Source organism: Kitasatospora sp. NPDC048365 (genome assembly GCF_043200835.1).
GTDB lineage: Bacteria > Actinomycetota > Actinomycetes > Streptomycetales > Streptomycetaceae > Kitasatospora > Kitasatospora terrestris.
Map to the genome: position 1 here is coordinate 61,764 of NZ_JBICYJ010000024.1, position 21,078 is coordinate 82,841.

Below are 21,078 nucleotides of genomic sequence, written 5' to 3' on the forward strand. Positions count from 1 at the left end.
TCACAACGACGAAAAGAGGAGTCCCCGATGGCCGACATCACCCGCCGCTTCGGCTTCCGCCACCTGCGCGCCGCACCCACCGCCCACGTCCGCCACCTGCGCCGCGGCCAACTCGCCCACGAGGGCACCGGACTGACCTTCTGGTTCCGCCCGCTCACCTCCGCCATCTCGGAGATCCCGGCGGACGACCGCGAGTTGGCGATGCTGTTCCACGCGACCACCGCCGACTTCCAGGACCTCACCGTCCAGGCCACCGTCACCTACCGGATCAGCGACCCCACGACGGCCGCCACCCGCCTGGACTTCGGCATCGACCCGGACACCGGCGTGTGGCGCGGCGAGCCGCTCGACCAGCTCGGCACGCTGCTCACCGAGACCGCCCAGCAGCACGCGCTGGAGCTGATCGCCCGCACCCCGCTGGCCACCGCTCTGGTCGACGGCGTCACCGCCGTCCGTGCCCGGGTCTCCGAAGGGCTGGCCGCCGAGCCCCGGCTCGCCGAGATCGGCGTCGCGGTGATCGCCGTCCGCGTCACCTCGGTCCGCCCGGAGGCCGAGATGGAGCGCGCCCTGCGCACCCCGGCCCGCGAGCTGGTCCAGCAGGAGGCCGACCGCGCGACCTACGAGCGCCGCGCCCTCGCGGTCGAGCGGGAGCGCGCCATCGCCGAGAACGAGCTCGCCAACCGCATCGAACTCGCCCGCCGCGAGGAGCAGTTGGTCGACCAGCAGGGTGCCAACGCGCGCCGCGAGGCGGAGCAGAACGCGGCCGCCGACGCGGTCCGCGCCGAGGCCGAGGCGGTCCGCCGCACCCGCCTCGCCACCGCCGAGGCGGACGCCGCCCGGCTGCTCGCCGCCGCCAAGGCCGAGGCCGACCGCGCGCTCGGCGAGGCGAAGGCCGCCACCGAGGCCGCCTGGCTGGAGGCGCACCGCACCGCGGGCCCGGAGGTCCTCCAGGCGCTGGCCCTGATCCGGCTGGCCGAGCACCTGCCCCGGATCGACAGCATCACCCTCACCCCGGACGTCCTCACCGGCCTGCTCGGCCGGCTCGGCGCCGCGCCCGCCGCCGGGGAGCAGCGGTGAGCCTCGCGCCCCGGGTGGTGCTGGTCCACCGCCGCACCGAGTACGAGGAGCTGCTGGCCCACCACGGCTCGCGCGGCCAGGCCGAGTTCTTCCTGAACTCCCGCGGCCGCTCGCTCGCCGAGACGGAGCAGCGCCACCACCGGACGCACGCCGCGCTGGCCGAGGTGGCCGCGGCGATCCCGCTCGACTGGCGCCGCACCCGGGTGGAGCGCTCCGACCTCGACCGCTTCCTCTTCGGGCCGGAGGACGTCGTCGTGGTGGTCGGCCAGGACGGGCTGGTCGCCAACACCGCCAAGTACCTCACCGGGCAGCCGGTGATCGGGGTGGACGCCGATCCGGGCCGCAACGCCGGCGTGCTGGTCCGCCACCGGCCCGAGCGGGCCGCCGCGCTGCTGCGCGCGGCGGCCTCGCCCGGCGCGGACGCCCGACTGGAGGAACGCACCATGGTCGAGGCGGTGGCGGACGACACCCAGCGGCTGCTGGCGCTCAACGAGATCTACTTCGGCCAGAGCGGCCACCAGACGGCCCGGTACCGGCTCTCCCCGCCGGGCGGCGCGGACGAGTCCCAGGCGTCCTCGGGGGTGCTGGTCGGCACCGGCACCGGCGCGACCGGCTGGTGCCGCTCCACCTGGCTGGAGCGGGGCAGCGCGCTGGCCCTGCCCGACCCGACGACCCCGGCGCTCAGCTGGTTCGTCCGCGAGGCGTGGCCGTCGCCGGTCACCGGCACCACCCACGTCCAGGGGCTGCTCACCGGCGGTGACCGGCTCGCGCTCACCGTGGAGTCCGACCACCTGGTGGCGTTCGGTGACGGCATCGAGTCCGACGCGCTGCACCTCACCTGGGGCCAGACCGTCCACCTGGCGATCGCCCCGCAGCACCTGCGCCTGCTGCCCTGACGGCCACGACCGGCTCCGACCCGCCACGACCGGCTCCGACCCGCCCCGCCGTGCGCCCGCTCCTCCCGGCCGGTCCACCCCGGTACGCCTACGATGGGACCGAGGCCGACAAGGAGGCTCGTGATGGCCCGACGTTTCGCACTCACCTTCCCGGGCGAGCCCGGCGGCCACGCCAAGCAGGACGTGGTCGTGGTGGAGGCCACCGGCGCGACCGGACCGGGCGGTCACCCGGTCTACGCGGACGCCTCCGGCATCGTCCGGGCGGAGATCAGCGACCGCGGCGAGGTCCGGATGCTCGCCACCGGCGGCCACCAGACCCCGCGCACGCCGATGCACGCCGAGCCGCTCCCGTCGTCCGGCGACTGACCCGGATCAGACGTTGACGCCGTAGTCCAGCGCGATCCCGCGCAGGCCGGAGGCGTAGCCCTGGCCGATCGCCCGGAACTTCCACTCGGTGCCGTAGCGGTACAGCTCGCCGAAGACCATCGCGGTCTCGGTGGAGGCGTCCTCGGAGAGGTCGTAGCGGGCGACCTCGCTGCCGTCCGCCTCGTTGACCACCCGGATGAAGGCGTTGCGGACCTGTCCGAAGCTCTGCCGGCGCTGGTCGGCATCGTAGATCGAGACCGGGAAGACCACCTTGGCCACGGTCGGCGGCACGGCGGCCAGGTTGACCCGGATCTGCTCGTCGTCGCCGTCGCCGCCACCGGTCAGGTTGTCGCCGCTGTGCTCGACCGAACCCTCGGGGCTGCGCAGGTTGTTGTAGAAGACGAAGTGCTGGTCGCTGAGCACCCGCCCGGACGCGTCGCACAGCAGCGCGCTGGCGTCCAGGTCGAAGGCGGCTCCGGAGGTGGCGCGGACGTCCCAGCCGAGACCGACGATGACCGAGGTGAGGCCCGGGGCCTCCTTGGTCAGTGAGACGTTGCCGCCCTTGGCGAGCGTGACTCCCATGGTTCCCTCCAGCTGCTCTCCCCGTCAGTCCTTCGAATCTACAACACTGTAGATCGCGGCGGAATCCACCACGCACCCCGCACCGACGCCGCGTCAACCGCACGACCCGTCAACCGCACGACCCGTCATCCGCGCGGACATCGGCGCCTCGTAGGATGGCGCGCAACCAGCCACCGAGGGAGAGCCGATGAGCGAGGACCTGGACCTGTCCGCCCGCCCCCGCCGACGCGGCCAGGGCGAACTGGAGGCCCAGGTCCTGGACGCGCTGCGCGCCGCGCCCGGCCCGGTCACCGCGCACTGGGTGCAGGACCGGCTGCCCGGCGACCTCGCGTACACCACGGTGATGACGATCCTGTCCCGGCTGCACGCCAAGGGCGCCGTCTCGCGCGCCCGCTCGGGCCGCTCCTACCGCTGGCTCGCCTCCGCCGACGCGGCCGGGCTGGCCGCCCTGCGGATGCGCCGCGTGCTGGACACCCACGCCGACCGGGACGCGGTCCTCGCCAGCTTCGTCACCGCCCTGCTCCCGCAGGACGAAGAGCTGCTGCGCCAGCTCCTGGACGCCGCGACGGACGGCGGCAGCTGACCCGTGGGCACGGCCGTCTTCCTCCCCCTCGTCCTGCCGCTGACCGCGCTGCCGATCGCCCGGCTGGCCGGCCACCACCTGCACCCGCGCGCCGCCGCCCGCCTGCTCACCACGATCGCCGCGGCGATGGCGCTGTGCAGCGCGGTCAGCCTGGCCCTGCTGTTCGTGGTCGGCACCGCGCACATCCCCGGCAACCCGCTGCCGGACAGCTGGTCCGACCCGGAGGTGCGCGACGCCGTCCCGTTCCACCAGGCGGTGGGCAGCGGCGCGATCGTCGCACTGACCGCGGTGGTCGCCGCCTGCGCCCGGACGCTGCGCCGCCACCGCCGGGTCCGCCTCGACGCGCTGCGCGCCGTCGCCGGCCTGCCCACCGGGCCCGGCCCGGCCGTGCTGCCCGACCCGCAGCCGTACGCCTACGCCCTCCCCGGCCCGGACGGCGGACGGATCGTCGTCTCCACCGGCATGCTCGGCGGCCTCGCCGAGGACGAGCGCACCGCACTGTTCGCCCACGAGCGCGCCCACCTGACGCACCGCCACCACCGCCACCTGCTGGTCACCCGGCTCGCGGGCTGCGTCAACCCGTTCCTGCGGCCGCTGCACCACGCGGTGGCCTACAACACCGAGCGGTGGGCCGACGAGGTGGCCGCGCACGCGGTCGGCGACCGCCGGCTGACCGCCCGCGCGGTCGCCCGGGCCGCGCTGATCTCCGCCCCGCACCCGGCCGGTCTGCCCGCCTTCGCCGCCCCCGGGCCGGTCCCCCGCCGGGTGGCCGCCCTGCTCGGCCCGGTCCCGCACGCCTGGCCCCCGGCGCACAGCCCGGCCACCCTCGCCACCATGTTCGCCGCCGCGGGCACCGCCGTCTCCGCCGTCTCGGCCCTCAACGCGGCCGGCGCCCTGCTCCTGATCCTCAAGGTCACCACCCCGCTCTGACGCCTCGGGCGGGCCTTGGCCGGCCGGTCACCCGATCAGGACGCGGTCGCCGTCTGCCGCACGGTGGCCGGCTTCGCCGTGCGCGTCCCGGTCCGCGGGGGCACAGTAATGATCACCGACCACTCGCCACCGGACCGGGGAGCGCGCTCATGCCGACAGGGACCACTGCCTCGGCCCCGGTCCGGTGGTGACCCGTGAAGGCACTCGAATTCGTCGTGATCCTGGGGATCGCCCTGCTGGTCAGCGGCGTCCTCGCCCACCGCTTCCCGATCGCCCCGCCGATCCTGCAGCTCGCCGCGGGCGTCCTGCTGGGTTTCGTGCCCTGGCTGCGCGGGACCGAACTGCCGCCGGACATCCTGCTCCTCGTCTTCCTCCCGGTCCTGCTCTACTGGGAGAGCCTGACCACCTCGCTGCGGGCGATCCGACGCGACCTGCGCGGCATCGTCCTCAGCGGAACGGCGCTGGTCGCCGTCAGCGCCTGGGCGGTGGCGGCGGTCGCCCACGGTCTCGGCCTGCCCTGGGGCCCGGCCTGGGTACTCGGCGCGGCCGTCGCCCCCACCGATGCCACCGCCGTCGGCGTGGTCGCCCGGCTCCTGCCGAGCCGCAACGTCACCATCCTGCGCGCCGAGAGCCTGATCAACGACGGCACCGCCCTGGTCGTCTACAGCCTCGCCGTCGCCGTCACCGCGGGCTCCGAGCAGCTGGGCGCCCTGCACACCGGCGGCAGGCTGCTGCTCTCCTACGGCGGCGGAATCGCCGCCGGAGTCGTCGTGGCGCTGGCCGGTATCCGTCTGCGCGGGCGCCTCCGCCCCCTGGACGACGCGCTGTTGAGCAACCTCGCGATCCTGCTGCTCCCCTTCACCGCGTACCTGCTCGCGGAGGCGGTGGGGGCATCCGGCGTGCTCGCCGTGGTCATCTGCGGGTTGATCATGAGCCAGGCCGGTCCGCGAGTCGGCTGGGCCGACGCCCGCCTCCAGACCGAGGCGTTCTGGTCGCTCGCGATCTACCTGCTCAACGGCTTCCTGTTCGTGCTCGTCGGGCTGGAGGCGCAGGCCGCCGTCCACGCCCTGTCCAGCGCCGATCTGGCCGGTGCGCTGATCATCGTCGCGGCCGTCACCCTGACGCTCGCCGTCGCCCGTCTGACGTTCCTGACCGCGTTCGCGTACCTGATCCGGATCCTGGACCGCCGCCCCCAGCAGCGCCGACGGCGGATGAGCCACCGCGCCCGGGCGGTCAGCTCCCTCGCCGGGTTCCGCGGCGCCGTCTCCCTCGCCCTCGCCCTGTCCGTGCCCTACACCGTCGACGACGGATCGCCGTTCCCCGACCGCGACACCATCGTGTTCGTCACCGCCGGCGTCGTCGTCACCACCCTGGTGGTCCAGGGCCTCGTCCTGCCGGGCGTCGCCCGCTGGGCCCACCTCCCGCACGCCACCGACGAGGAACGGGAACTCCGGCTGGCCCGCACCACCGCCACCGAGGCAGCCCTCGCCGCCATGTCCGACGTCGCCGCCGACCTCGGCACCGACCCGGGCGTGGCCGACCGCCTGCGCGCCGAGTACGAGACCCACCTCAAGACCCTGCGGGCCTCCGACACCGCCGCCGAGGAGTCCGAGCCGCTGCTGCGGCGCCACCGCGACGACGTCGACCTGCGGCTCGCCCTCCTCGCCCACAAGCGCGCCGCGGTCATCGAACTCCGCGACGCCCGTCGCATCGACGACGACGTCCTGCTCCAGTTGCAGGCACACCTCGACATCGAAGAGGTCCGCCTGGCCCACCGGGGGCCGCCGCGCTGACCACGCCCCGCAGAGCAGCGACGGGGCCGACCGGAGGGCGGTCACCGCGATCGGCGTCCGCACTCCGGCCGGCCCCGTGGGCACGACCGGCCAGGGATCAGATGGACTGCCAGTCCGGCTTCGCCGCGTACGTGGCGCGGAAGTAGTCGGCCAGCTTCAGACGGGACGCGGCGGCCTCGTCCACGACCACCGTGGCGTGCGGGTGCAGCTGGAGGGCCGAGGCCGGCACCAGCGCGGAGAGCGGGCCCTCGACGGCGGCGGCGACGGCGTCCGCCTTGCCCTCGCCGGTGGCCAGCAGCACCAGGTGCCGGGCCTCCAGGATGGTGCCGATGCCCTGGGTGATCACGTGGTGCGGCACCTCCTCCGGGCTGTCGAAGAAGCGCGCGTTGTCGAGCCGGGTCTGCCGGGTCAGCGTCTTGATCCGGGTCCGCGAGGCGAGCGAGGAGCACGGCTCGTTGAAGCCGATGTGCCCGTCGGTGCCGATCCCGAGCAGCTGCAGGTCGACGCCGCCCGCGGCGGCCAGCGACCGGTCGTAGGCGATCGCCTCGGCGGCGACGTCCTCGGCGGCCCCGTCGGGGCCGAAGAAGGACTCCTCGGTCAGCCCGAGCGGCTCGACGACCTCGCGCAGCACGACCGAGCGGTACGACTCGGGGTGGCCGGTGGGCAGGCCGACGTACTCGTCCAGCTGGCAGATCCGCGCCCGCGAGACGTCGACGGACCCGCCGCGCACCTTCGCGGCCAGCGCCTGGTACACCGGCAGCGGCGTCGAGCCCGTGGCGACCCCGAGCAGGGCGTCGGGCTTGCGCTCCACCAGCTCGGCCATCGCCGAGGCGATGAGTTCACCGCAGGCCGCGGCATCGGGGAGGATGACGATCTCCATGACTGCACCGTTCTGAATCGCGGCCCGAATGGCCAGTGGTCTAGACCAGAATGCCACCTTATCCCGACCGCCGCGGCCCCGTCGAGATCGCCCCGGGAATCCGCGCGAACCGGCGGACCGCCGACCGGCACCTCCCGCGCGGGTCCGACGCCCGGCCCCGGGGTTCGCCGCCACCTGACCGGGCATCACCGGTGGTGCCCGGAAAGCCTTCCGGGCACCACCGTCCGGGGGGACGCACCGTGTTCTACTTCTCCGTCCTGCTCCTGATCGCCGCCGTCACGCTGCTCGTGCTGAAGCGGCGCTCGATCGTCGACTTCCGCTTCGCCACCCTCACCGGCCTGCTCGTCGGCGGCGTGGGGCTGCTGTTCGCACTGGGCTCCTTCACCTACGTCGTCGAACCCTACGAAGTCGGGGTCCCCACCTCGCTCGGCTCGGTGGGCGACACCTGGCAGCCCGGCCTGCACCTCAAGTCGCCGCTGACGGAGGTCACGACCTTCTCCACCCGGCCCTCGGACCTCAACCTCACCGGGGACGACACCGTGGAGGTCCGCTCCTCCGAGGGCGGAGTGCTCTACGTCGACCTCACCGTGAAGTGGGCGATCGACCCCGACCGCACCCTCGCGCTGTACAAGCTCTCCGGCAGCGCGGCCAACGTCCAGCAGCGCCTGGTCTACCCGGACACCCGGGAGATCGTCCGCAACGTCTTCGCCAAGCACACCAGCGTCGAGGGCTACGCCTCGCAGCGCGAGGCGATCAGCGCGGAGATGGAGAAGCTGATCACCGACCGGCTGTCCCCCCGGGGGATCGTCGTCAACAGCGTCAACCTGCGCAACGTCAAGCCGAGCGAGGTCCTGCAGAAGGCGATCGACCAGAAGATCCAGCAGGACCAGGCGACCCAGCAGGCCGAGGCAGCGGTGCTGACCGCCAAGGCGGAGGCGGAGAAGCGCCGGATCGAGGCGGAGAGCACCGCGGCGGCCAACACCACGATCGCCAACTCGCTGACCGACCGGATCCTGCAGAGCCAGTGCTACGAGGCCTTCCGGGCCGCCGCCGAGAAGAACCCGGTCTACGCGAGCCCGTGCGGCTCGGGCCAGGGCGGCGCACCGGTGATCGTGGACGCCTCCAAGCGCTGACCGGCCGGGCGGCTATCCGGGGAACGGAGCCAGGTCGGGTTCGACCCACCCGGTCCTGGCCGGGTCGCCCGCCAGCGTCGAGGGACGGTAGAAGCGGGTGAGCAGCTTCTTGTCGAGCAGCGCGGGGTGCCGCTCGGCGAACGCGTCGAAGTCGGCGGCGTCCGACCGCCCGACGTGGTGGCCGACCAGTTCGACCCAGGCCCGGCTGACCGTGGCGTTGTACTTCTGCGGGGCACCCGCGTACCGGGCGGTGCGCCGGATGCCGTCGCTGATCAGGTCGATCGCCGCGGCCGTACCGTGGTTCCGGACGGCCAGCCAGGTCAGCTGGACGTGCTGGCGGTGCCCGAACCGCTCGGCGGTCGCCATGACCTCCGCCAGCAGCCCGTCGAACACCGCCGACCCGCCGTGCGGACCGTCGCCGGGCGCCGTCACGACCCCTCCTTCACCAAGGCGTCCAACACGGAGTGGAAGTCGGCGACCGCCGCGGCGGGCAGACCGTCCAGCGCGCGGCGCTCGATGCCCGCCAGGGTCAGGGTGATGACCTCGGCCGCCGCCCGCCCCGAGTCGGTCAGCTCGATCAGGACGGACCGACGGTCGCCGGCCCGCGTCCCGCGGGTGATGTGCCCGCGGCGCTCCAGCCGGTCCAGCACGCTGGTGAGCGTGGTCGGCCGGGTACCGACCGCGGCCCCCAGCTGTGAGACGGTTCGGCCGCGGCCGTCGGCGAGGTTGGCCAGCGCGTTGATCTCGGACGCGGTCAGGTCGAGATCGACGAGTTCGGCGGCGATCAGCTGCAGGGTGGCATGGGTCGCACGCTGCAGGGACAGCAGCACCGACCCGCCCGGTGATACGGATTCGGATTTCACGCTTTCGGATATTACGAAATCGTACTTCTTCTGGCAACACGATCACGACCGCTCCAGGACTGGCGGCACCCCGCAGTGGGCATGCTCGCGGACGGCGCCGACGACGACCGAGGGGTGGGGCATGGCGTCCTCGTGGGTCCACAGTTCCGTCCTGCTCTGCCTGCTGGCCGCCACATACCTGCCGCCGCGGCTGATCCGCGGGCTGGGGCCGGGCAGCGTCGCGGTGTACACGCTCGCGATGAACGCGTTCTTCCTCTGGGAGCTCTCGAAGGGCCCCGGCTGGGCCCTGCCCGCCGGGATCGCGGTGTCCGTGCTGTGCGCGGGCGTCGGCCGGCGGTACGACGCCTCCAGGATCGGGCGGCTCGATCCGCCCGGGCTGCGCGCCCTGGTGGCGGCCGCGGCGGCGAGCGACGGAGCCGCCTGGATCGGCCTGTCCGTGCTGCCGACCGGCGTGCTCATGGTCACCGCCGCCGACGCGTTCGAGGCGTCCGCGCTGCGGCAGTACCGGGTGCTGCCGGGCGCGGAGTGCCGGTTCTGCCTGGTGGAGGAGCAGCTGCGGGCCCTGCTCGGCGAGCGGCCCGAGCTCCTCGCCGAGTACCGGGCCGGGCTGGGAGCGGGCACCAGCGGCCACGTGATGATCCGCCGGCCCTCCGGGTCGGAGCCCTGGGCGGGGCGGCTGAGGGAGCGGTCCGCCTATCGCGTGCCGCCCCGGCGGGTGCCCTGCGACACCCACGACCCCGTCGTCGGCCCCCGCTGAGACCGTCCGGGCCACGCTTGCTCTCGCCCGCCCCCGCCACCCCGCTTAGCATGCGAACCGGAGGTGGTCCCCATGGCCGACGACACCGTTCCCGGCATCGACCCGGACGTCCCGCCGAGCGGGGACGGCTGCGCCGAGTGCCTGTCCGCGGGCGGCTGGTGGTTCCACCTGCGCCGGTGCGCGGCGTGCGGCCACGTCGGCTGCTGCGACTCCTCGCCGGCCCAGCACGCCACCGCGCACGCCCGGACCGCCGGCCATCCCTTCTTCGCCAGCTTCGAGCCGGGCGAGGACTGGCTGTGGAACGTCGAGACCGAGCAGTACTACCGGGGCCCGGCGCTGCACCCGCCGCTCGCCCATCCGGTCGACCAGCCCGCCCCGGGCCCGCGCGACCGCGTCCCCGCCGACTGGCAGCAGCACCTGCACTGAGTGCCGCGCCGGCTCAGCCGACCCGCTGCCCGTCCGCCGCGGCGGGCACCAGCTCGGGCCCGGCCAGCCCCCGGGTGCGCCGCGACAGCCCGACGTACAGCAGGGCGGCCACCCCGCCCGCCAGCAGGAAGCTGACGTCGATCCCGCCGGTGGCGGCCAGCAGCGGCCCCCGGTACACGGGCGTGTCGATCCCCAGCAGTCCGACGGCGCTGCCGGCCGCCCAGGCGGTGGTCGCGGGCACGTTCCACCCGCCCCGGTACCAGTACACGCCGCCCCGGGTGCCGCGGTTGAGGACCTGCAGCGAGCTGCGGTCGTAGTCGCCGCGGCACCGCCGGTGGCCGATCAGGGTGATCACCGCCCACGGCGTGCCGATCGCGGTCAGCACCAGGACGAAGGAGGTCACCGCGTCCTGCGCGCTCCACACGAAGTGCCCCAGGAACACCAGGGCGACGGCGACCGCGGCGACCACGTTGGTGGCCTGCCGCCGGCTGGCGCGCGGCAGGATGGCGTCCAGGTCCAGGCCCATGCTGTAGAGCATCAGGCCGGTGTTGCCGGCGCTGCCCAGCAGCCCGTTCAGCAGCAGCGGCAGCAGGAACCAGACCGGCGCCCCGGCGATCAGTCCGCCCACGTAGTCGTCGCCGACGCCGGTCGCCACCGCGGTGAAGGTACCGAACAGCTGCGGGATCAGCAGCCCCAGGAACAGCCCGCCGGCCGTCGACCACAGCACCCGCCGCCCGGAGTGGCGCACCGGCGAGACGTACCGGGTGTAGTCGCCCAGCAGCGTGATGAAGGCGATCGGCCCGCTCAGCCCGGCGGCGACCACGGACAGCAGCCAGGTCGGCCAGAACCCGCCCAGCAGGTACTCGCCGTGCGCTCCCGCGTCGAAGTGCGGCGCGAAGGCCAGCAGCCCGGCGAGCAGCAGCCCGCCCATGGCCCACATCAGGACCCGTTCCAGCTTCAGCAGCAGCCGGTAGCCGAACACCGCCGCCGTGGCGCTCAGCCCGGCCAGCACGGTGTACGTGACGACGTACGCGGCGCCGCCGGTCGGCAGCCCCAGCATCCGGTTCAGCGCGCCGACCACCACGTCGCCGCCGACCCACAGGGCCAGCGCGGTGTAGCCGAGCGAGAGCAGCAGACCCACCACCGAGCCGATCAGCCGGCCCCGGACGCCGAAGAACGCGCCGGAGCTGGTCGACAGGTTGGTCCCGGTACGCAGCGACACCAGGGCCAGCGGCGCGGTCAGCGCGATGCCCAGCACCGTCCCGATCAGCACCGAGGTGGCCGCCGCCCAGAACGACAGCCCGAAGGAGACCGGCAGCCAGCCGAAGACGACCACGCCGAAGGCCAGGTTGGAGCCGACCAGGATCGACAGCACGTCCCTCGGCGAGCTGGTGCGCTCCGCCTCCGGAATGGTGTCGACGCCGTGCTGTTCGACCAGCGCATGGCCTGCGGAGGGGGCGTTCTGCTGCGACATGCTCTTCCTGGTGCTCGGCCGACGGGCCAGGGGAGGATGCCGCCGGTCCGTCCATGGTCACCGACCGCCGCCGCCCCGGGCCAGGCCCGATTCTCCACGAATCGGGACCAAAGGCCCGATCCGCCCTGTACGGTCGCACCAGATCCGTGACGACCCGGGGGGAGAGCCGTGGACGAGGACGTCTGGCAGGCGGTGGCCGGCCTGAACGCGTGGCTGACCGAGGGGAGCTCGCGGCCGCCGGAGATGCAGCGCGTGCTGCAGGTGCTGAAGATCGGCGAGGAGGCCGGCGAGGCCGCGCAGGCGGTGATCGGCGCACTGGGGGCCAACCCCCGCAAGGGGCGGTCGCACACCTGGGACGACGTCTCCGCCGAGCTCTGCGACGTGATCGTCTCCGCGATGGTGGCGCTGGCCCGGATCGACCCGGACCCGGCGGCGCGCTTCCGCACCCACCTCGACGCGGTCACCGAGCGGTCCCGCGCCGACCGGTCCCGCGTCGACCGGTCCGGCACCGAGCGTTAATCCGGTTGCCGCGAGGCCGACTTGGGCCGAGACTGCGCGGCATGTCACTGCGCTTCCACGAGATCGCCGAGTCCTCGCACCGGATCCTCAACCCGTTCTCCGAGGCCAAGCTGGCCCTGCTCGGCGAGCTCTGCCGGCTGCGGCCCGGCGCCCGGATCCTCGACCTGGCCTGCGGCAAGGGCGAGCTGCTCGCCTCCTGGTCGGCCCGCTGGGGCACCCGCGGCACCGGCGTCGACCTGAGCGAGGTGTTCCTGGCCGCGGCCCGCGAGCGCGCCGCCGAGCTGCGGGTCGCCGACCGGATCGAGTTCGTGCAGGGGGACGCGGCGGCGTACGGGGCCGAGCCGGGCGGTTTCGACCTGGTCAGCTGCATCGGCGCGACCTGGATCGGCGACGGCCTGGTCGGCACCCTGGAGCTGATGAAGCCCGCGCTCGCCCCGGACGGTCTGCTGCTGGTCGGCGAGCCGTTCCTGCACGCCGAGCCCCCGGCGGAGGCGTACGCCGACTTCGGCGCCACGCCCGAGACCTTCACCACGCTGCCGGGCCTGCTGCCGCGCTTCGAGGAGGCGGGCTGCGAGCTGCTGGAGATGGTGCTGGCGGACCCGGACAGCTGGGACCGGTACGAGGCCGCGCAGTGGCGCACCCTGAGCGACTGGCTGCGGGCCAACCCGGACGACCCGGACACCCCCGCACTGCACCGCTACCTGGCCGAGCGCCGCCACGGCCACCTCGCCTACCGCCGCCCGTACCTGGGCTGGGGCGTCTTCGTCCTGCGCCCCACCGGCTGAGCTCCCCCGGGCCCGCGGGCTACTTGCCGCGGCCGCCGAGCGCGAACAGCAGGATGACGAAGCCCGCGAAGAGGTGCGTCCCGGCGATGTAGATCGTCGCCCGGACCATCATCGCCCTGCGCCGGGTCTTCTCCTCGGTCACCGCGTCCGTGGTCATGCCCACCAGCGTACGGCCCGGCCCCGCGCGGCCGGGCCGTGGCGGAGATCACCCACCGCGACCGGCCACCTACGGTGGCGTAGGTCACTTCAGACAGTGAAGTATCTCCTGCATGGCTGACTACCAGGAGACCCTTGACTTCAGCTCGTACGCCGCCCTCGGGGACAGCTTCACCGAGGGGCTCAACGACCCCGGCCCGGACGGGGCGTTCGCCGGCTGGGCCGACCGGCTGGCCGGGATGCTGGCCGCGCGGCGCCCGGACGGCGACTTCCGCTACGCGAACCTGGCGGTCCGCGGCCGGCTGCTGGACCAGATCGCGACCGAGCAGGTCCCGCAGATCCGCCGGATCCAGCCCGACCTGGTGACCCTCTGCGCGGGCGGCAACGACATCCTGCGTCCGGGCAGCGACCCGGACCTGACCGCCGAGCGTTTCGAGGCGGCCGTCGTCGAGCTGCGCGAGCACACCGGCACCCTGCTGATCTGCACCGGCTTCGACACCAAGGACGTGCCGGTGCTGCGCCACCTGCGCGGCAAGATCGCCACCTACAACGCGCACCTGCGGGCGATCGCCGACCGCAACGACTGCCAGGTGGCCGACCTGTGGTCGCTGCGCTCGGTGCACGACCGCCGCGCCTGGAGCGACGACCGGCTGCACCTGTCCCCCGAGGGCCACCAGCGGGTCGCCCTGCTGGCCGCCCGCTCGCTCGGCCTGCCGGCCGCGGCCGACCCGGAGGCCCCGTGGCCGGCCCGTCCGGAGCCGACCGCCGCGGAGCAGCGCCGCGAGAACCTGCAGTGGGCCCGCACCTACCTGTTGCCGTGGGTCGGCCGCCGGCTGCGCGGCGAGTCCTCCGGCGACCACGTCGAGGCCAAGCGCCCGGAGCTGCTGCCGCTCTGACCCCGGACGTACGGACGCGAGCGGGCCGACCACCCCCACGTGGTTCGGCCCGCTCGCGCGTTCTCCGGTCCCCGATTATTCGACGATCAGCTCGACCGGGATGTTCCCGCGGGTGGCCTTGGAGTACGGGCAGACCTCGTGCGCCTGCTTCACCAGCAGCCGGCCGGTCTCGCCGTCCAGCTCGTCCGGCAGCTCGACCCGCAGCACGACGGCCAGGCCGAAGCTGGTCTCGTCCTTGCCGATGGTCACCTCCGCGGTCACCGAGATGTCGCCGGTGTCCACCCGGGCCTGCCGGCCGACCAGGCCCAGCGCACTGGCGAAGCAGGCGGCGTAGCCGGCCGCGAACAGCTGCTCCGGGTTGGTGCCCTGGCCGTTGCCGCCGAGCGCGGGCGGCATCGCCAGCGCCAGGTCGAGCTGGCGGTCGGAGCTGACGGTGCGGCCCTCGCGTCCGTTGGCGGTGGCCACGGCGGTGTACAGCGCGTCCATGCGAGCAATCCCTTCTTCGCCTCGGCGGCCACGGGGCCGCCCTACACCCAGAAGTAGAGCACACAATTCAATTGCGCACAACTAAATGGTCCGCACGACGGCCCGATACCCTGGGAGGCATGACCACGCTCCCCGAGGTGCCGGACGAGGACCTGCTGCGCCTGGACCTGCAGATCTGCTTCTCGCTGAACGCCGCCTCGCGGGCCTTCGGCGGCGTCTACCGCACGATCCTCAAGGACCTCGGCCTGACCTACCCGCAGTACCTGGTGATGCTGGTGCTCTGGGAGCACGGCACGCTGCCGGTCAAGCAGATCGGCGAGTACCTGCGCCTGGACTCCGGCACCCTCTCCCCGCTGCTCAAGCGCCTGGAGGCGGCCGACCTGGTCCGCCGCGAGCGCAGCCCCGAGGACGAGCGCTCGGTCACCGTCACCCCCACCGAGGCCGGCACCGCGCTGCGCACCGAGGCACTGCAGGTCCCGCGCCGCATCATGGCCGCCACCGGCCTGCCGCTCGACGACGTCCGCACCCTGCGCACCCTGCTCGACCGGGTCACCACCGCGCTCGACGCGGCGGTCTGACGAGCCCGCTCAGGACTCGTACCGCTCCACTTCCGCCACGCTGCGCACCGACGCCCGGTCCGGGTCCTCGCCGGCCTCGACCCGCGCCCGCCGCTGTCGCAGCAGGTCCCAGCACTGGTCGAGCTGCTCCTCGATGCCCTTCAGCTCGCGCTGCTCGGTCTCCGGGTCGATCCGGCCCTCCGCCAGCGCGGCGCGCAGCCTGCGCTCCTCGTCGACCATCTCGCCGATCCGCTCCAGAATCCGGCGGTCGGCGCCTCCTGCGGTCCTGCCCTGGTCATCCACGGCGCACCTCCCCTTCCACTCTAGGAACCGCCCCGGCCCGGCGCGAGCGGCGGCACGCCCGCACCCACCCGGACGGCCGACACCGGCTTGACATCCCGTCAGGCCGGCGGGGAACATCGCGGACACCACCACAAGTGGAAACGAATTTCACTACCATCAAGCCGACCAGGAAGGCCGCACCCCCATGTCCCTCGACGTCTCCCCCGCGCTGCTCGCCAAGGCCGAACTCGACCAGGTCGCCGACACCGAGTTCGTCGACGCCGTCCGTACCTCACTGCCGTACGCCTACCGCCTGATCGACACCCTCACCGGCGAACTCGCCACCACCGAAGCCGAGTTCGCCGACAACACGCTCGCCCCGAGCGAACCCGAGCGGGCCCAGCTGCTGCGCGCCCTGGCCAGCGACGCGATCCGCGGCGCCCTGGAGCGGCACTTCTCCGTCAAGCTGGCCTTCCAGAACTGCCACCGGGTGGCCGTCTTCCGCCCGGGCGCCGAAACCACCGCCACCTACCGGAAGTTCACCTCCGTCCGGGCCCAACTCCTCAACCAGAGCCCCGAACTCCGCGACTGCTGACCGCGCGGTCCGCGTCCTCAGGCCCCGGGCCGGGCGAAGCGGCTGACGAAGGTGTCGCAGAACTGCGGCAGGTCGGCCGGCTTTCGGCTGGACACCAGCGTGTTCGGCCCGTCCGTGCAGACGTGCACCGGCTCGTCGACCCAGGTGGCGCCCGCGTTCTCCAGGTCGGTGCGGATCGAGGGCCACGAGGTCATGGTCCGGCCGCGCACCACGCCCGCCTCGACCAGCGTCCATCCGCCGTGGCAGATCACCGCGACCGGCCGGCCGAGGCCGACGAACTCCCGGACGAAGTCGACCGCCTCGGGCGCTGTCCGCAGGCGGTCCGGGTTGGCCACCCCGCCGGGCAGCACCAGCCCGTCGTACCCGGCGGGTTCGGCCTCGGCGACCACGGTGTCCACGGCGAAGGTGTCCGCCCGGTCGAGGCCCCGGAAGGCCTGCACCCGCCCGGGCCGGGTGGACAGCAGCCGGGGCGTGCCGCCGGCCTCCAGCACCGCCTGCCAGCTCGCCGTCAGCTCCACCTGCTCGACCCCGGCCGGCGCCGTCAGGAACGCCACCGTCCGGCCCCGCAGCGTGATCACCGGTCCGAGCCGAACGGGTCCGTCGCGTCCCGGCCGACCAGCCCCAGCAGCCGGGTCTGCACGTCGGCCCCGACCGGCACCGCGACGGGCGGCGCGAACAGGCCCGACGCGACCAGCGCGTCGGCGTACGGCGTGACCTCGGCGAGCGCGAACTCCGCCGCGTCCGCCGCCATCCGCGCGTCCGCGCCGAGCCCGACGGCCAGGTCCCAGCCGTGCACCACCGCGTCGACCGTCATCTCCCGGCAGTACCCCTCGGCCGGCCGGTCCCCGTACGAGAGGTGGACCGTCCGGCCGAGCGCGCCGGGCTCCGCGAACGCGGCCAGCGCCGCCGCCGCAGCCGCCCGCCAGGCCGCCGCCGGGTCGTCACCCAGCACGTCGCCGTCGTACCGGTCGCCGACCTCGGCCACCGACGACCCGGCGAGCATCGCCGGCACCCACAGCTGCTCGACCGTCACATGGTTCACCAGGTCCCGCACCGTCCAGTCGCTGCACGGCGTCGGGTCCTCCCACTGCCCCGCGCCGGCCTCCGCGACCAGCCGACCGAACCGCTCCAGCGCCCCGGCGTGCAGCCGCAGCAGCTCCTGCTCGTCCTCACTGCTTCCTCGTGCCATGGCTCCACGCTTCCCCCCATCCCCGGCCGCGGCAACCGCCACCCCCCGGACGGCCCAAGGACCCGCACCGACCGGGTGCCTACCGGCGGGCCGGACCGGTGGCGTACGCCAGCGGCGGGGCGATCGCCTGCGCGTCGGCCCCCTCCCCCACCCACAGCCCGATGAACAGCGCGGCGGTCGCCTCCAGCAGCCCCGCCCGGTCGAGACCCCCGCCGGCCACCGGCTCGCACCCCGCGTCGCGCACCAGCCCGCGCACCCGGGCCAGGGCCGCCGCGTCGTCCCCGCACACCGGCACCGCCAGCGGCCGCCCGCCGAACACCGGCGGGCGCATCCGCCACACGTCCTCGTGGCAGAGGTTGAACGCCTTGACCACGTGCGCCTCCGGCGCCGCCGCGGCGAGCAGCCGGGCGGCCGACGGCCCACCGTCCGTCAGCAGCCGGAACCCCGGCCCGACCGGGTTGGAGCAGTCGACCAGCACCGTGCCCGCCAGCTCCGCGCGCAGCCCCCGCACCACGTCCGCCCCCGCCGCGAACGGCAGCGCCGCCAGCACCACCTCGGCGCCCTCGGCCGCCGCCCGCAGTCCGGCCGGCCGCGCGCCGCCGCCGAGGCGGGCCGCGAGCCGCGCCGCCCGGTCCGCGTCCCGCCCTCCGACGGTCACCTCGTGCCCGGCCCGCACCCAGTGGCCGGCCAGCGCGTCGGCCATGCTGCCCGTGCCCAGGACGCCGATCCTCATCATGTGCTCCCTCATCCGTGCCGGTTCGACCGTTCGCACCGACGCTAGGGGGCCGTTCGGGCACCATGTGGTACGTGCCGACCGATGTATACCTGGCGGACTGCCGCGCCCGCCTCGCCTTCGACCTGCTCGCCAACACCTGGAACGCCGTGGTGCTCTGGGCGCTGCGCGACGGCCCCCGGCGCCCGGTCGAGCTGCGGGAGCGGATCGGCGGGATCAGCTCCAAGGTCCTCACCGAGACGCTGCGGCGGCTGCGGTTCAACGGCCTGGTGGAACGCTGGGAGGCCCCGGACGGGCCGTCACACGTCGAGTACCGCCTCACCGACCTGGGCCGCACCCTGCTGACGCCGATCGGGGCCGTCGGCGCCTGGGGCTTCGAGCACGGCGACGAGGTGATGGCGGCCCAGGACGCGGCGGAGGCGGGGGACGCCGACTCCGCCGTCCCCCGCCTCCGCCCCGCAGCCGATTCCTAGTCGATCGGCGCCTTCTCGCGCAGCACCTCGATGAACGCGCGCATCCAGCCCGGGTGGTCCGGCCAGGCCCGGGCCGAGACCAGCAGCCCGTCGACCACGGCGTCGCCGTCGGCGAAGACCGCGCCGCCCGCCTCGACGTCCGGCTCCAGCGCCGGGTACGCGGAGGTGGTGCGGCCGGACAGGGTGCCGCCGCGCAGGGTGATCAGCGGGCCGTGGCAGATCTGCGCGACCGGCTTGTCCGCCTCGAAGAAGTGCCGGACGATCCGCTGCACCTCGGGGTCGTTGCGCAGGTACTCGGGGGCGCGGCCGCCGGGCAGCACCAGCGCCGCGTACTGCGCGGGGTCCACCTCGGCGAAGGCCAGGTCGGCGGGCCAGGTGTAGCCGGGCTTCTCGGTGTAGGTGTCGAAGCCCTCGACGAAGTCGTGGACCACGAACTGCAGCCGCTTGCGGCTGGGCGCCGCGATCTCGACCCGGTAGCCCTCCTCGACGAGGCGCTGGTACGGGTAGAAGACCTCCAGCGACTCGGCCGCGTCGCCGGTGACGATCAGAATCCGTGCTGCCATACCGGTGGTTCCGTCCCTTCGTCCGCCCGATGATCCCCGGCACCCCGAGGGGAGCCGCGTGCCACCCTGCCGCCTGACGAGCCGTCGGGCAATAGGGCGCGCGGAGCCCCCGGGGAGAGCGCGCCCCGAGCGGACGCGCTCCACGGGCGCCGGGCCCGGGCCGCGCCTAGCGTTCCGGTAGGGTCCGTCGCCGCCGGAGGTCGTCATGCAGTACGCACACATCGTGGAGTCCGCCACCGTCGCCAACCTCCGGGACCTGGGTGGCATCGACCTCCCGGGCGGCGCCCGGGTCACGCCCGGGATCGCCTTCCGCTCCGGCCAGCTGGACCGCTTCGACGCGTCCGGCGACCCGCTGTTCACCGCGCTGGGCATCCGGACGGTGATCGACCTGCGCACCGAGGCGGAGCGCTCCGCCCGGCCGGACCGGGTGCCCGGCGGGGCGCACCTGCTGGTCGCGGACGTGCTGGCGGACGCCTCCGGCAGCGGCGCGACCGCCGCGCTCGCCTCGGCGATGGCCGACCCGGGCACGGCGAACCTGCTGCTCGGCAACGGGGGCGCCGAACGCGCCCTGGTCGAGGACTACCGGGCGTTCGTCACCAGCCCGTCCGCCCGCCAGGCGTACAAGCAGCTGATCACCGCGCTGGCGCACCGCGGCGGCGGACCGGTGCTGTTCCACTGCACCGCGGGCAAGGACCGCACCGGCTGGGGCGCGGCGCTGGTGCTGCTGCTGCTCGGCGCGGACGTGCAGACCGTCCAGGCCGAGTACCTGGCGGTGAACCCGGCGGTGCGGGCGGAGTTCGCACCGCTCACCGACGCGTTCGTGGCGGCGGGCGGGGACCCGGCGATCGCCGAGGCGGTGTTCTCGGTGCGCCCGGCCTACCTGGCGGCGGCGATCGAGACGATGACCGAGTACTGGGGCGACGTCGACAGCTACGCCCGCGCCGGACTGGGCCTCAAGGACGAGACCCTCGACAGCCTCCGCGAGCGCCTCACCTCCTGACCGTCCCCGGGAGTCCGGCTAGCGGTCCAGCAGGGTCTCCGCCTCCCAGGTGGTGATCACCCGGTCCGCGCCGATCCCCGCCCGCGCCGCCCGGACGCAGCCGTTGTCCTGCCAGCTCAGCTGCCCGGGCGCGTGGGCGTCGGTGTCGATCGAGAACAGGCAGCCCGCCTCCACCGCCAGGGCGAGCAGCGGCTCGGGCGGGTCCTGCCGGTCCGGCCGGCAGTTGATCTCCACGGCGGTCCCGGCCTCCGCGCAGGCCGCGAAGACCTGCTCCGCGTCGAACGCCGACTCCGGCCGCGGCTTGTCCCCCAGCCGCCGGCCGGTGCAGTGGCCCAGCACGTCCACCAGCGGGTTGCGGACCGCCGCGAGCATCCGCCGGGTCATCGCCGCGCGGTCCATCCGCAGCTTGGAGTGGACCGAGGCCACCACCACGTCCAGGCGGGCCAGCAGGTCCTCCTCCTGGTCCAGCGAGCCGTCGTCGAGGATGTCGCACTCGATCCCGGTCAGCAGCCGGAACGGCGCCAGGTCCGCGTTCAGCGCCTCGACCACCTCCAGTTGCCCGCGCAGGCGCTCCGCGCTCAGGCCGTTGGCGACCGTCAGCCGCGGCGAGTGGTCGGTCAGCACCGCCCACTCGTGTCCCAGCTCGCGGGCCGTACGGGCCATCAGCGCGATCGGGCTCGCGCCGTCCGACCAGTCCGAGTGCAGGTGGCAGTCGCCGCGCAGCGCGGCGTGGAGCTCCCCCGCCGCGCCGGTCGGCGGCTCGATCACGGCCCGCGCCGCGACCTCCGTCAGGTAGGCGGGCACCCGGCCGGCCGACGCCTCGGCGACCACCTGGGCGGTGACCTTGCCGATGCCGGGCAGGCGTTCGGCGCGGGCGGCGTCGACCGGTCCGTCGGGCAGGCGGGCGGCCGCGTCGGCGGCGGTGCGGAAGGCCTTCACCCGGTACGGGGAGGCCTGTTCGCGTTCCAGCAGGAAGGCGATCCGTTCGAGCGCGGTGACCGGGTCCATGCGGCCAGTCTCGCCGCGGACGGCAGGGGGCGCGCTGCGGGCGAATCGCGCCCGGGGCCTTGTTGACACGCGGTCT

General features: G+C 74.4%; 29 protein-coding genes. 16 read left to right on the forward strand and 13 right to left on the reverse strand.

Annotated features, from left to right (window positions below; genetic code table 11):
* Window positions 1-27: 27 nt before the first annotated feature.
* From ACGFX4_RS23895 to ACGFX4_RS23905, 3 genes are all read left to right on the forward strand, one after another.
* Window positions 28-1,077: an SPFH domain-containing protein gene (locus tag ACGFX4_RS23895; RefSeq protein ID WP_393077882.1), complete on the forward strand. Its 1,050-nt coding sequence runs from the start codon at window positions 28-30 to the stop codon at window positions 1,075-1,077.
* Window positions 1,074-1,973, forward strand: coding sequence for a hypothetical protein (locus ACGFX4_RS23900; RefSeq protein WP_393077885.1), 900 nt, complete (start codon window positions 1,074-1,076; stop codon window positions 1,971-1,973). The genes ACGFX4_RS23895 and ACGFX4_RS23900 overlap by 4 nt, the downstream gene beginning before the upstream one ends.
* 123 nt (window positions 1,974-2,096) lie before the next feature.
* Window positions 2,097-2,339 (forward strand): DUF6296 family protein, encoded by a 243-nt coding sequence (locus ACGFX4_RS23905; protein WP_393077888.1) that lies wholly within the window; start codon window positions 2,097-2,099, stop codon window positions 2,337-2,339.
* Between the two features lie 6 nt (window positions 2,340-2,345).
* Here ACGFX4_RS23905 and ACGFX4_RS23910 read toward each other — a convergent pair whose 3' ends face one another.
* Window positions 2,346-2,921, reverse strand: coding sequence for a TerD family protein (locus tag ACGFX4_RS23910; RefSeq protein ID WP_393077890.1), 576 nt, complete (start codon window positions 2,919-2,921; stop codon window positions 2,346-2,348).
* Between the two features lie 187 nt (window positions 2,922-3,108).
* On the opposite strand from ACGFX4_RS23910, the gene ACGFX4_RS23915 reads away from it, so the two are divergent.
* From ACGFX4_RS23915 to ACGFX4_RS23925, 3 genes are all read left to right on the forward strand, one after another.
* A complete protein-coding gene (locus tag ACGFX4_RS23915; RefSeq protein ID WP_393077892.1) occupies window positions 3,109-3,504 on the forward strand; it encodes a BlaI/MecI/CopY family transcriptional regulator in 396 nt (131 codons plus the stop codon).
* A 3-nt stretch (window positions 3,505-3,507) separates the two neighbouring features.
* Window positions 3,508-4,434 (forward strand): M48 family metalloprotease, encoded by a 927-nt coding sequence (locus tag ACGFX4_RS23920; RefSeq protein WP_393077895.1) that lies wholly within the window; start codon window positions 3,508-3,510, stop codon window positions 4,432-4,434.
* Window positions 4,435-4,628: 194 nt separating this feature from the next.
* A complete protein-coding gene (locus ACGFX4_RS23925) occupies window positions 4,629-6,227 on the forward strand; it encodes a Na+/H+ antiporter (RefSeq protein WP_393077898.1) in 1,599 nt (532 codons plus the stop codon).
* Window positions 6,228-6,324: 97 nt separating this feature from the next.
* Here the strand turns inward: ACGFX4_RS23925 and nagB are convergent, their stop codons facing one another.
* Window positions 6,325-7,107 carry a glucosamine-6-phosphate deaminase gene (nagB, locus tag ACGFX4_RS23930; protein ID WP_393077900.1) on the reverse strand — a complete coding sequence of 261 codons (783 nt, stop codon included), beginning with the start codon at window positions 7,105-7,107 and terminating at the stop codon, window positions 6,325-6,327.
* Window positions 7,108-7,346: 239 nt separating this feature from the next.
* Between nagB and ACGFX4_RS23935 the strand changes: the two genes are divergently transcribed.
* Window positions 7,347-8,240 carry a prohibitin family protein gene (locus ACGFX4_RS23935; RefSeq protein ID WP_393077903.1) on the forward strand — a complete coding sequence of 298 codons (894 nt, stop codon included), beginning with the start codon at window positions 7,347-7,349 and terminating at the stop codon, window positions 8,238-8,240.
* 12 nt (window positions 8,241-8,252) lie between these two features.
* Here the strand turns inward: ACGFX4_RS23935 and ACGFX4_RS23940 are convergent, their stop codons facing one another.
* Both ACGFX4_RS23940 and ACGFX4_RS23945 read right to left on the reverse strand, forming a co-directional pair.
* Window positions 8,253-8,672, reverse strand: a complete 420-nt coding sequence (locus ACGFX4_RS23940) for a hypothetical protein (RefSeq protein WP_393077906.1) — start codon at window positions 8,670-8,672, stop codon at window positions 8,253-8,255.
* Window positions 8,669-9,103: a MarR family winged helix-turn-helix transcriptional regulator gene (locus ACGFX4_RS23945; protein WP_393077908.1), complete on the reverse strand. Its 435-nt coding sequence runs from the start codon at window positions 9,101-9,103 to the stop codon at window positions 8,669-8,671. Before ACGFX4_RS23945 ends, ACGFX4_RS23940 begins: the two co-directional genes overlap by 4 nt.
* A gap of 121 nt (window positions 9,104-9,224) precedes the next feature.
* Between ACGFX4_RS23945 and ACGFX4_RS23950 the strand changes: the two genes are divergently transcribed.
* On the forward strand, window positions 9,225-9,860 hold the full coding sequence (locus tag ACGFX4_RS23950; protein WP_393077911.1) for a hypothetical protein: 636 nt from the start codon (window positions 9,225-9,227) through the stop codon (window positions 9,858-9,860).
* Between the two features lie 72 nt (window positions 9,861-9,932).
* Window positions 9,933-10,286: a UBP-type zinc finger domain-containing protein gene (locus ACGFX4_RS23955; protein WP_393077913.1), complete on the forward strand. Its 354-nt coding sequence runs from the start codon at window positions 9,933-9,935 to the stop codon at window positions 10,284-10,286.
* A gap of 13 nt (window positions 10,287-10,299) precedes the next feature.
* Here ACGFX4_RS23955 and ACGFX4_RS23960 read toward each other — a convergent pair whose 3' ends face one another.
* A complete protein-coding gene (locus tag ACGFX4_RS23960) occupies window positions 10,300-11,760 on the reverse strand; it encodes a cytosine permease (RefSeq protein WP_393077916.1) in 1,461 nt (486 codons plus the stop codon).
* Window positions 11,761-11,928: 168 nt separating this feature from the next.
* Here ACGFX4_RS23960 and ACGFX4_RS23965 point away from each other — a divergent pair, with 168 nt between their 5' ends.
* On the forward strand, window positions 11,929-12,279 hold the full coding sequence (locus tag ACGFX4_RS23965; protein ID WP_393077918.1) for a MazG-like family protein: 351 nt from the start codon (window positions 11,929-11,931) through the stop codon (window positions 12,277-12,279).
* A gap of 41 nt (window positions 12,280-12,320) precedes the next feature.
* A complete protein-coding gene (locus ACGFX4_RS23970; RefSeq protein WP_393077920.1) occupies window positions 12,321-13,064 on the forward strand; it encodes an SAM-dependent methyltransferase in 744 nt (247 codons plus the stop codon).
* A 19-nt stretch (window positions 13,065-13,083) separates the two neighbouring features.
* On the opposite strand, the gene ACGFX4_RS23975 is transcribed toward ACGFX4_RS23970, so the two are convergent.
* A complete protein-coding gene (locus tag ACGFX4_RS23975) occupies window positions 13,084-13,221 on the reverse strand; it encodes a DUF6126 family protein (RefSeq protein ID WP_345696045.1) in 138 nt (45 codons plus the stop codon).
* 112 nt (window positions 13,222-13,333) lie between these two features.
* Here ACGFX4_RS23975 and ACGFX4_RS23980 point away from each other — a divergent pair, with 112 nt between their 5' ends.
* Entirely contained in the window at window positions 13,334-14,116 is a 783-nt protein-coding gene (locus ACGFX4_RS23980) for an SGNH/GDSL hydrolase family protein (protein WP_393077923.1), read from the forward strand.
* A gap of 75 nt (window positions 14,117-14,191) precedes the next feature.
* On the opposite strand, the gene ACGFX4_RS23985 is transcribed toward ACGFX4_RS23980, so the two are convergent.
* Window positions 14,192-14,602, reverse strand: coding sequence for an organic hydroperoxide resistance protein (locus ACGFX4_RS23985; protein ID WP_393077926.1), 411 nt, complete (start codon window positions 14,600-14,602; stop codon window positions 14,192-14,194).
* A gap of 119 nt (window positions 14,603-14,721) precedes the next feature.
* Between ACGFX4_RS23985 and ACGFX4_RS23990 the strand changes: the two genes are divergently transcribed.
* Window positions 14,722-15,180 (forward strand): MarR family winged helix-turn-helix transcriptional regulator, encoded by a 459-nt coding sequence (locus tag ACGFX4_RS23990; protein ID WP_393077928.1) that lies wholly within the window; start codon window positions 14,722-14,724, stop codon window positions 15,178-15,180.
* 9 nt (window positions 15,181-15,189) lie between these two features.
* Here the strand turns inward: ACGFX4_RS23990 and ACGFX4_RS23995 are convergent, their stop codons facing one another.
* Entirely contained in the window at window positions 15,190-15,462 is a 273-nt protein-coding gene (locus ACGFX4_RS23995; RefSeq protein WP_393077930.1) for a DUF2630 family protein, read from the reverse strand.
* A 184-nt stretch (window positions 15,463-15,646) separates the two neighbouring features.
* Here ACGFX4_RS23995 and ACGFX4_RS24000 point away from each other — a divergent pair, with 184 nt between their 5' ends.
* Entirely contained in the window at window positions 15,647-16,036 is a 390-nt protein-coding gene (locus ACGFX4_RS24000; protein ID WP_393077932.1) for an SCO5389 family protein, read from the forward strand.
* Between the two features lie 17 nt (window positions 16,037-16,053).
* Here ACGFX4_RS24000 and ACGFX4_RS24005 read toward each other — a convergent pair whose 3' ends face one another.
* The 3 genes from ACGFX4_RS24005 to ACGFX4_RS24015 form a co-directional block, all read right to left on the reverse strand.
* Window positions 16,054-16,614, reverse strand: a complete 561-nt coding sequence (locus ACGFX4_RS24005) for a type 1 glutamine amidotransferase domain-containing protein (RefSeq protein WP_393077934.1) — start codon at window positions 16,612-16,614, stop codon at window positions 16,054-16,056.
* Window positions 16,611-17,225, reverse strand: coding sequence for a TIGR03086 family metal-binding protein (locus tag ACGFX4_RS24010; RefSeq protein WP_393077936.1), 615 nt, complete (start codon window positions 17,223-17,225; stop codon window positions 16,611-16,613). Before ACGFX4_RS24010 ends, ACGFX4_RS24005 begins: the two co-directional genes overlap by 4 nt.
* Window positions 17,226-17,304: 79 nt before the next feature.
* Window positions 17,305-17,958: an NADPH-dependent F420 reductase gene (locus ACGFX4_RS24015; protein WP_393077938.1), complete on the reverse strand. Its 654-nt coding sequence runs from the start codon at window positions 17,956-17,958 to the stop codon at window positions 17,305-17,307.
* Between the two features lie 74 nt (window positions 17,959-18,032).
* Between ACGFX4_RS24015 and ACGFX4_RS24020 the strand changes: the two genes are divergently transcribed.
* Window positions 18,033-18,431 (forward strand): winged helix-turn-helix transcriptional regulator, encoded by a 399-nt coding sequence (locus tag ACGFX4_RS24020; RefSeq protein ID WP_393077941.1) that lies wholly within the window; start codon window positions 18,033-18,035, stop codon window positions 18,429-18,431.
* On the opposite strand, the gene ACGFX4_RS24025 is transcribed toward ACGFX4_RS24020, so the two are convergent.
* Window positions 18,428-18,994, reverse strand: a complete 567-nt coding sequence (locus ACGFX4_RS24025; protein ID WP_345696055.1) for a DJ-1/PfpI family protein — start codon at window positions 18,992-18,994, stop codon at window positions 18,428-18,430. The genes ACGFX4_RS24020 and ACGFX4_RS24025 overlap by 4 nt on opposite strands.
* Before the next feature lie 205 nt (window positions 18,995-19,199).
* Here ACGFX4_RS24025 and ACGFX4_RS24030 point away from each other — a divergent pair, with 205 nt between their 5' ends.
* Complete coding sequence (locus ACGFX4_RS24030) at window positions 19,200-19,994, forward strand: tyrosine-protein phosphatase (protein WP_393077944.1); 795 nt, start codon at window positions 19,200-19,202, stop codon at window positions 19,992-19,994.
* 18 nt (window positions 19,995-20,012) lie between these two features.
* Here ACGFX4_RS24030 and ACGFX4_RS24035 read toward each other — a convergent pair whose 3' ends face one another.
* A complete protein-coding gene (locus tag ACGFX4_RS24035; RefSeq protein ID WP_393077947.1) occupies window positions 20,013-21,002 on the reverse strand; it encodes a PHP domain-containing protein in 990 nt (329 codons plus the stop codon).
* Window positions 21,003-21,078 lie beyond the last annotated feature (76 nt).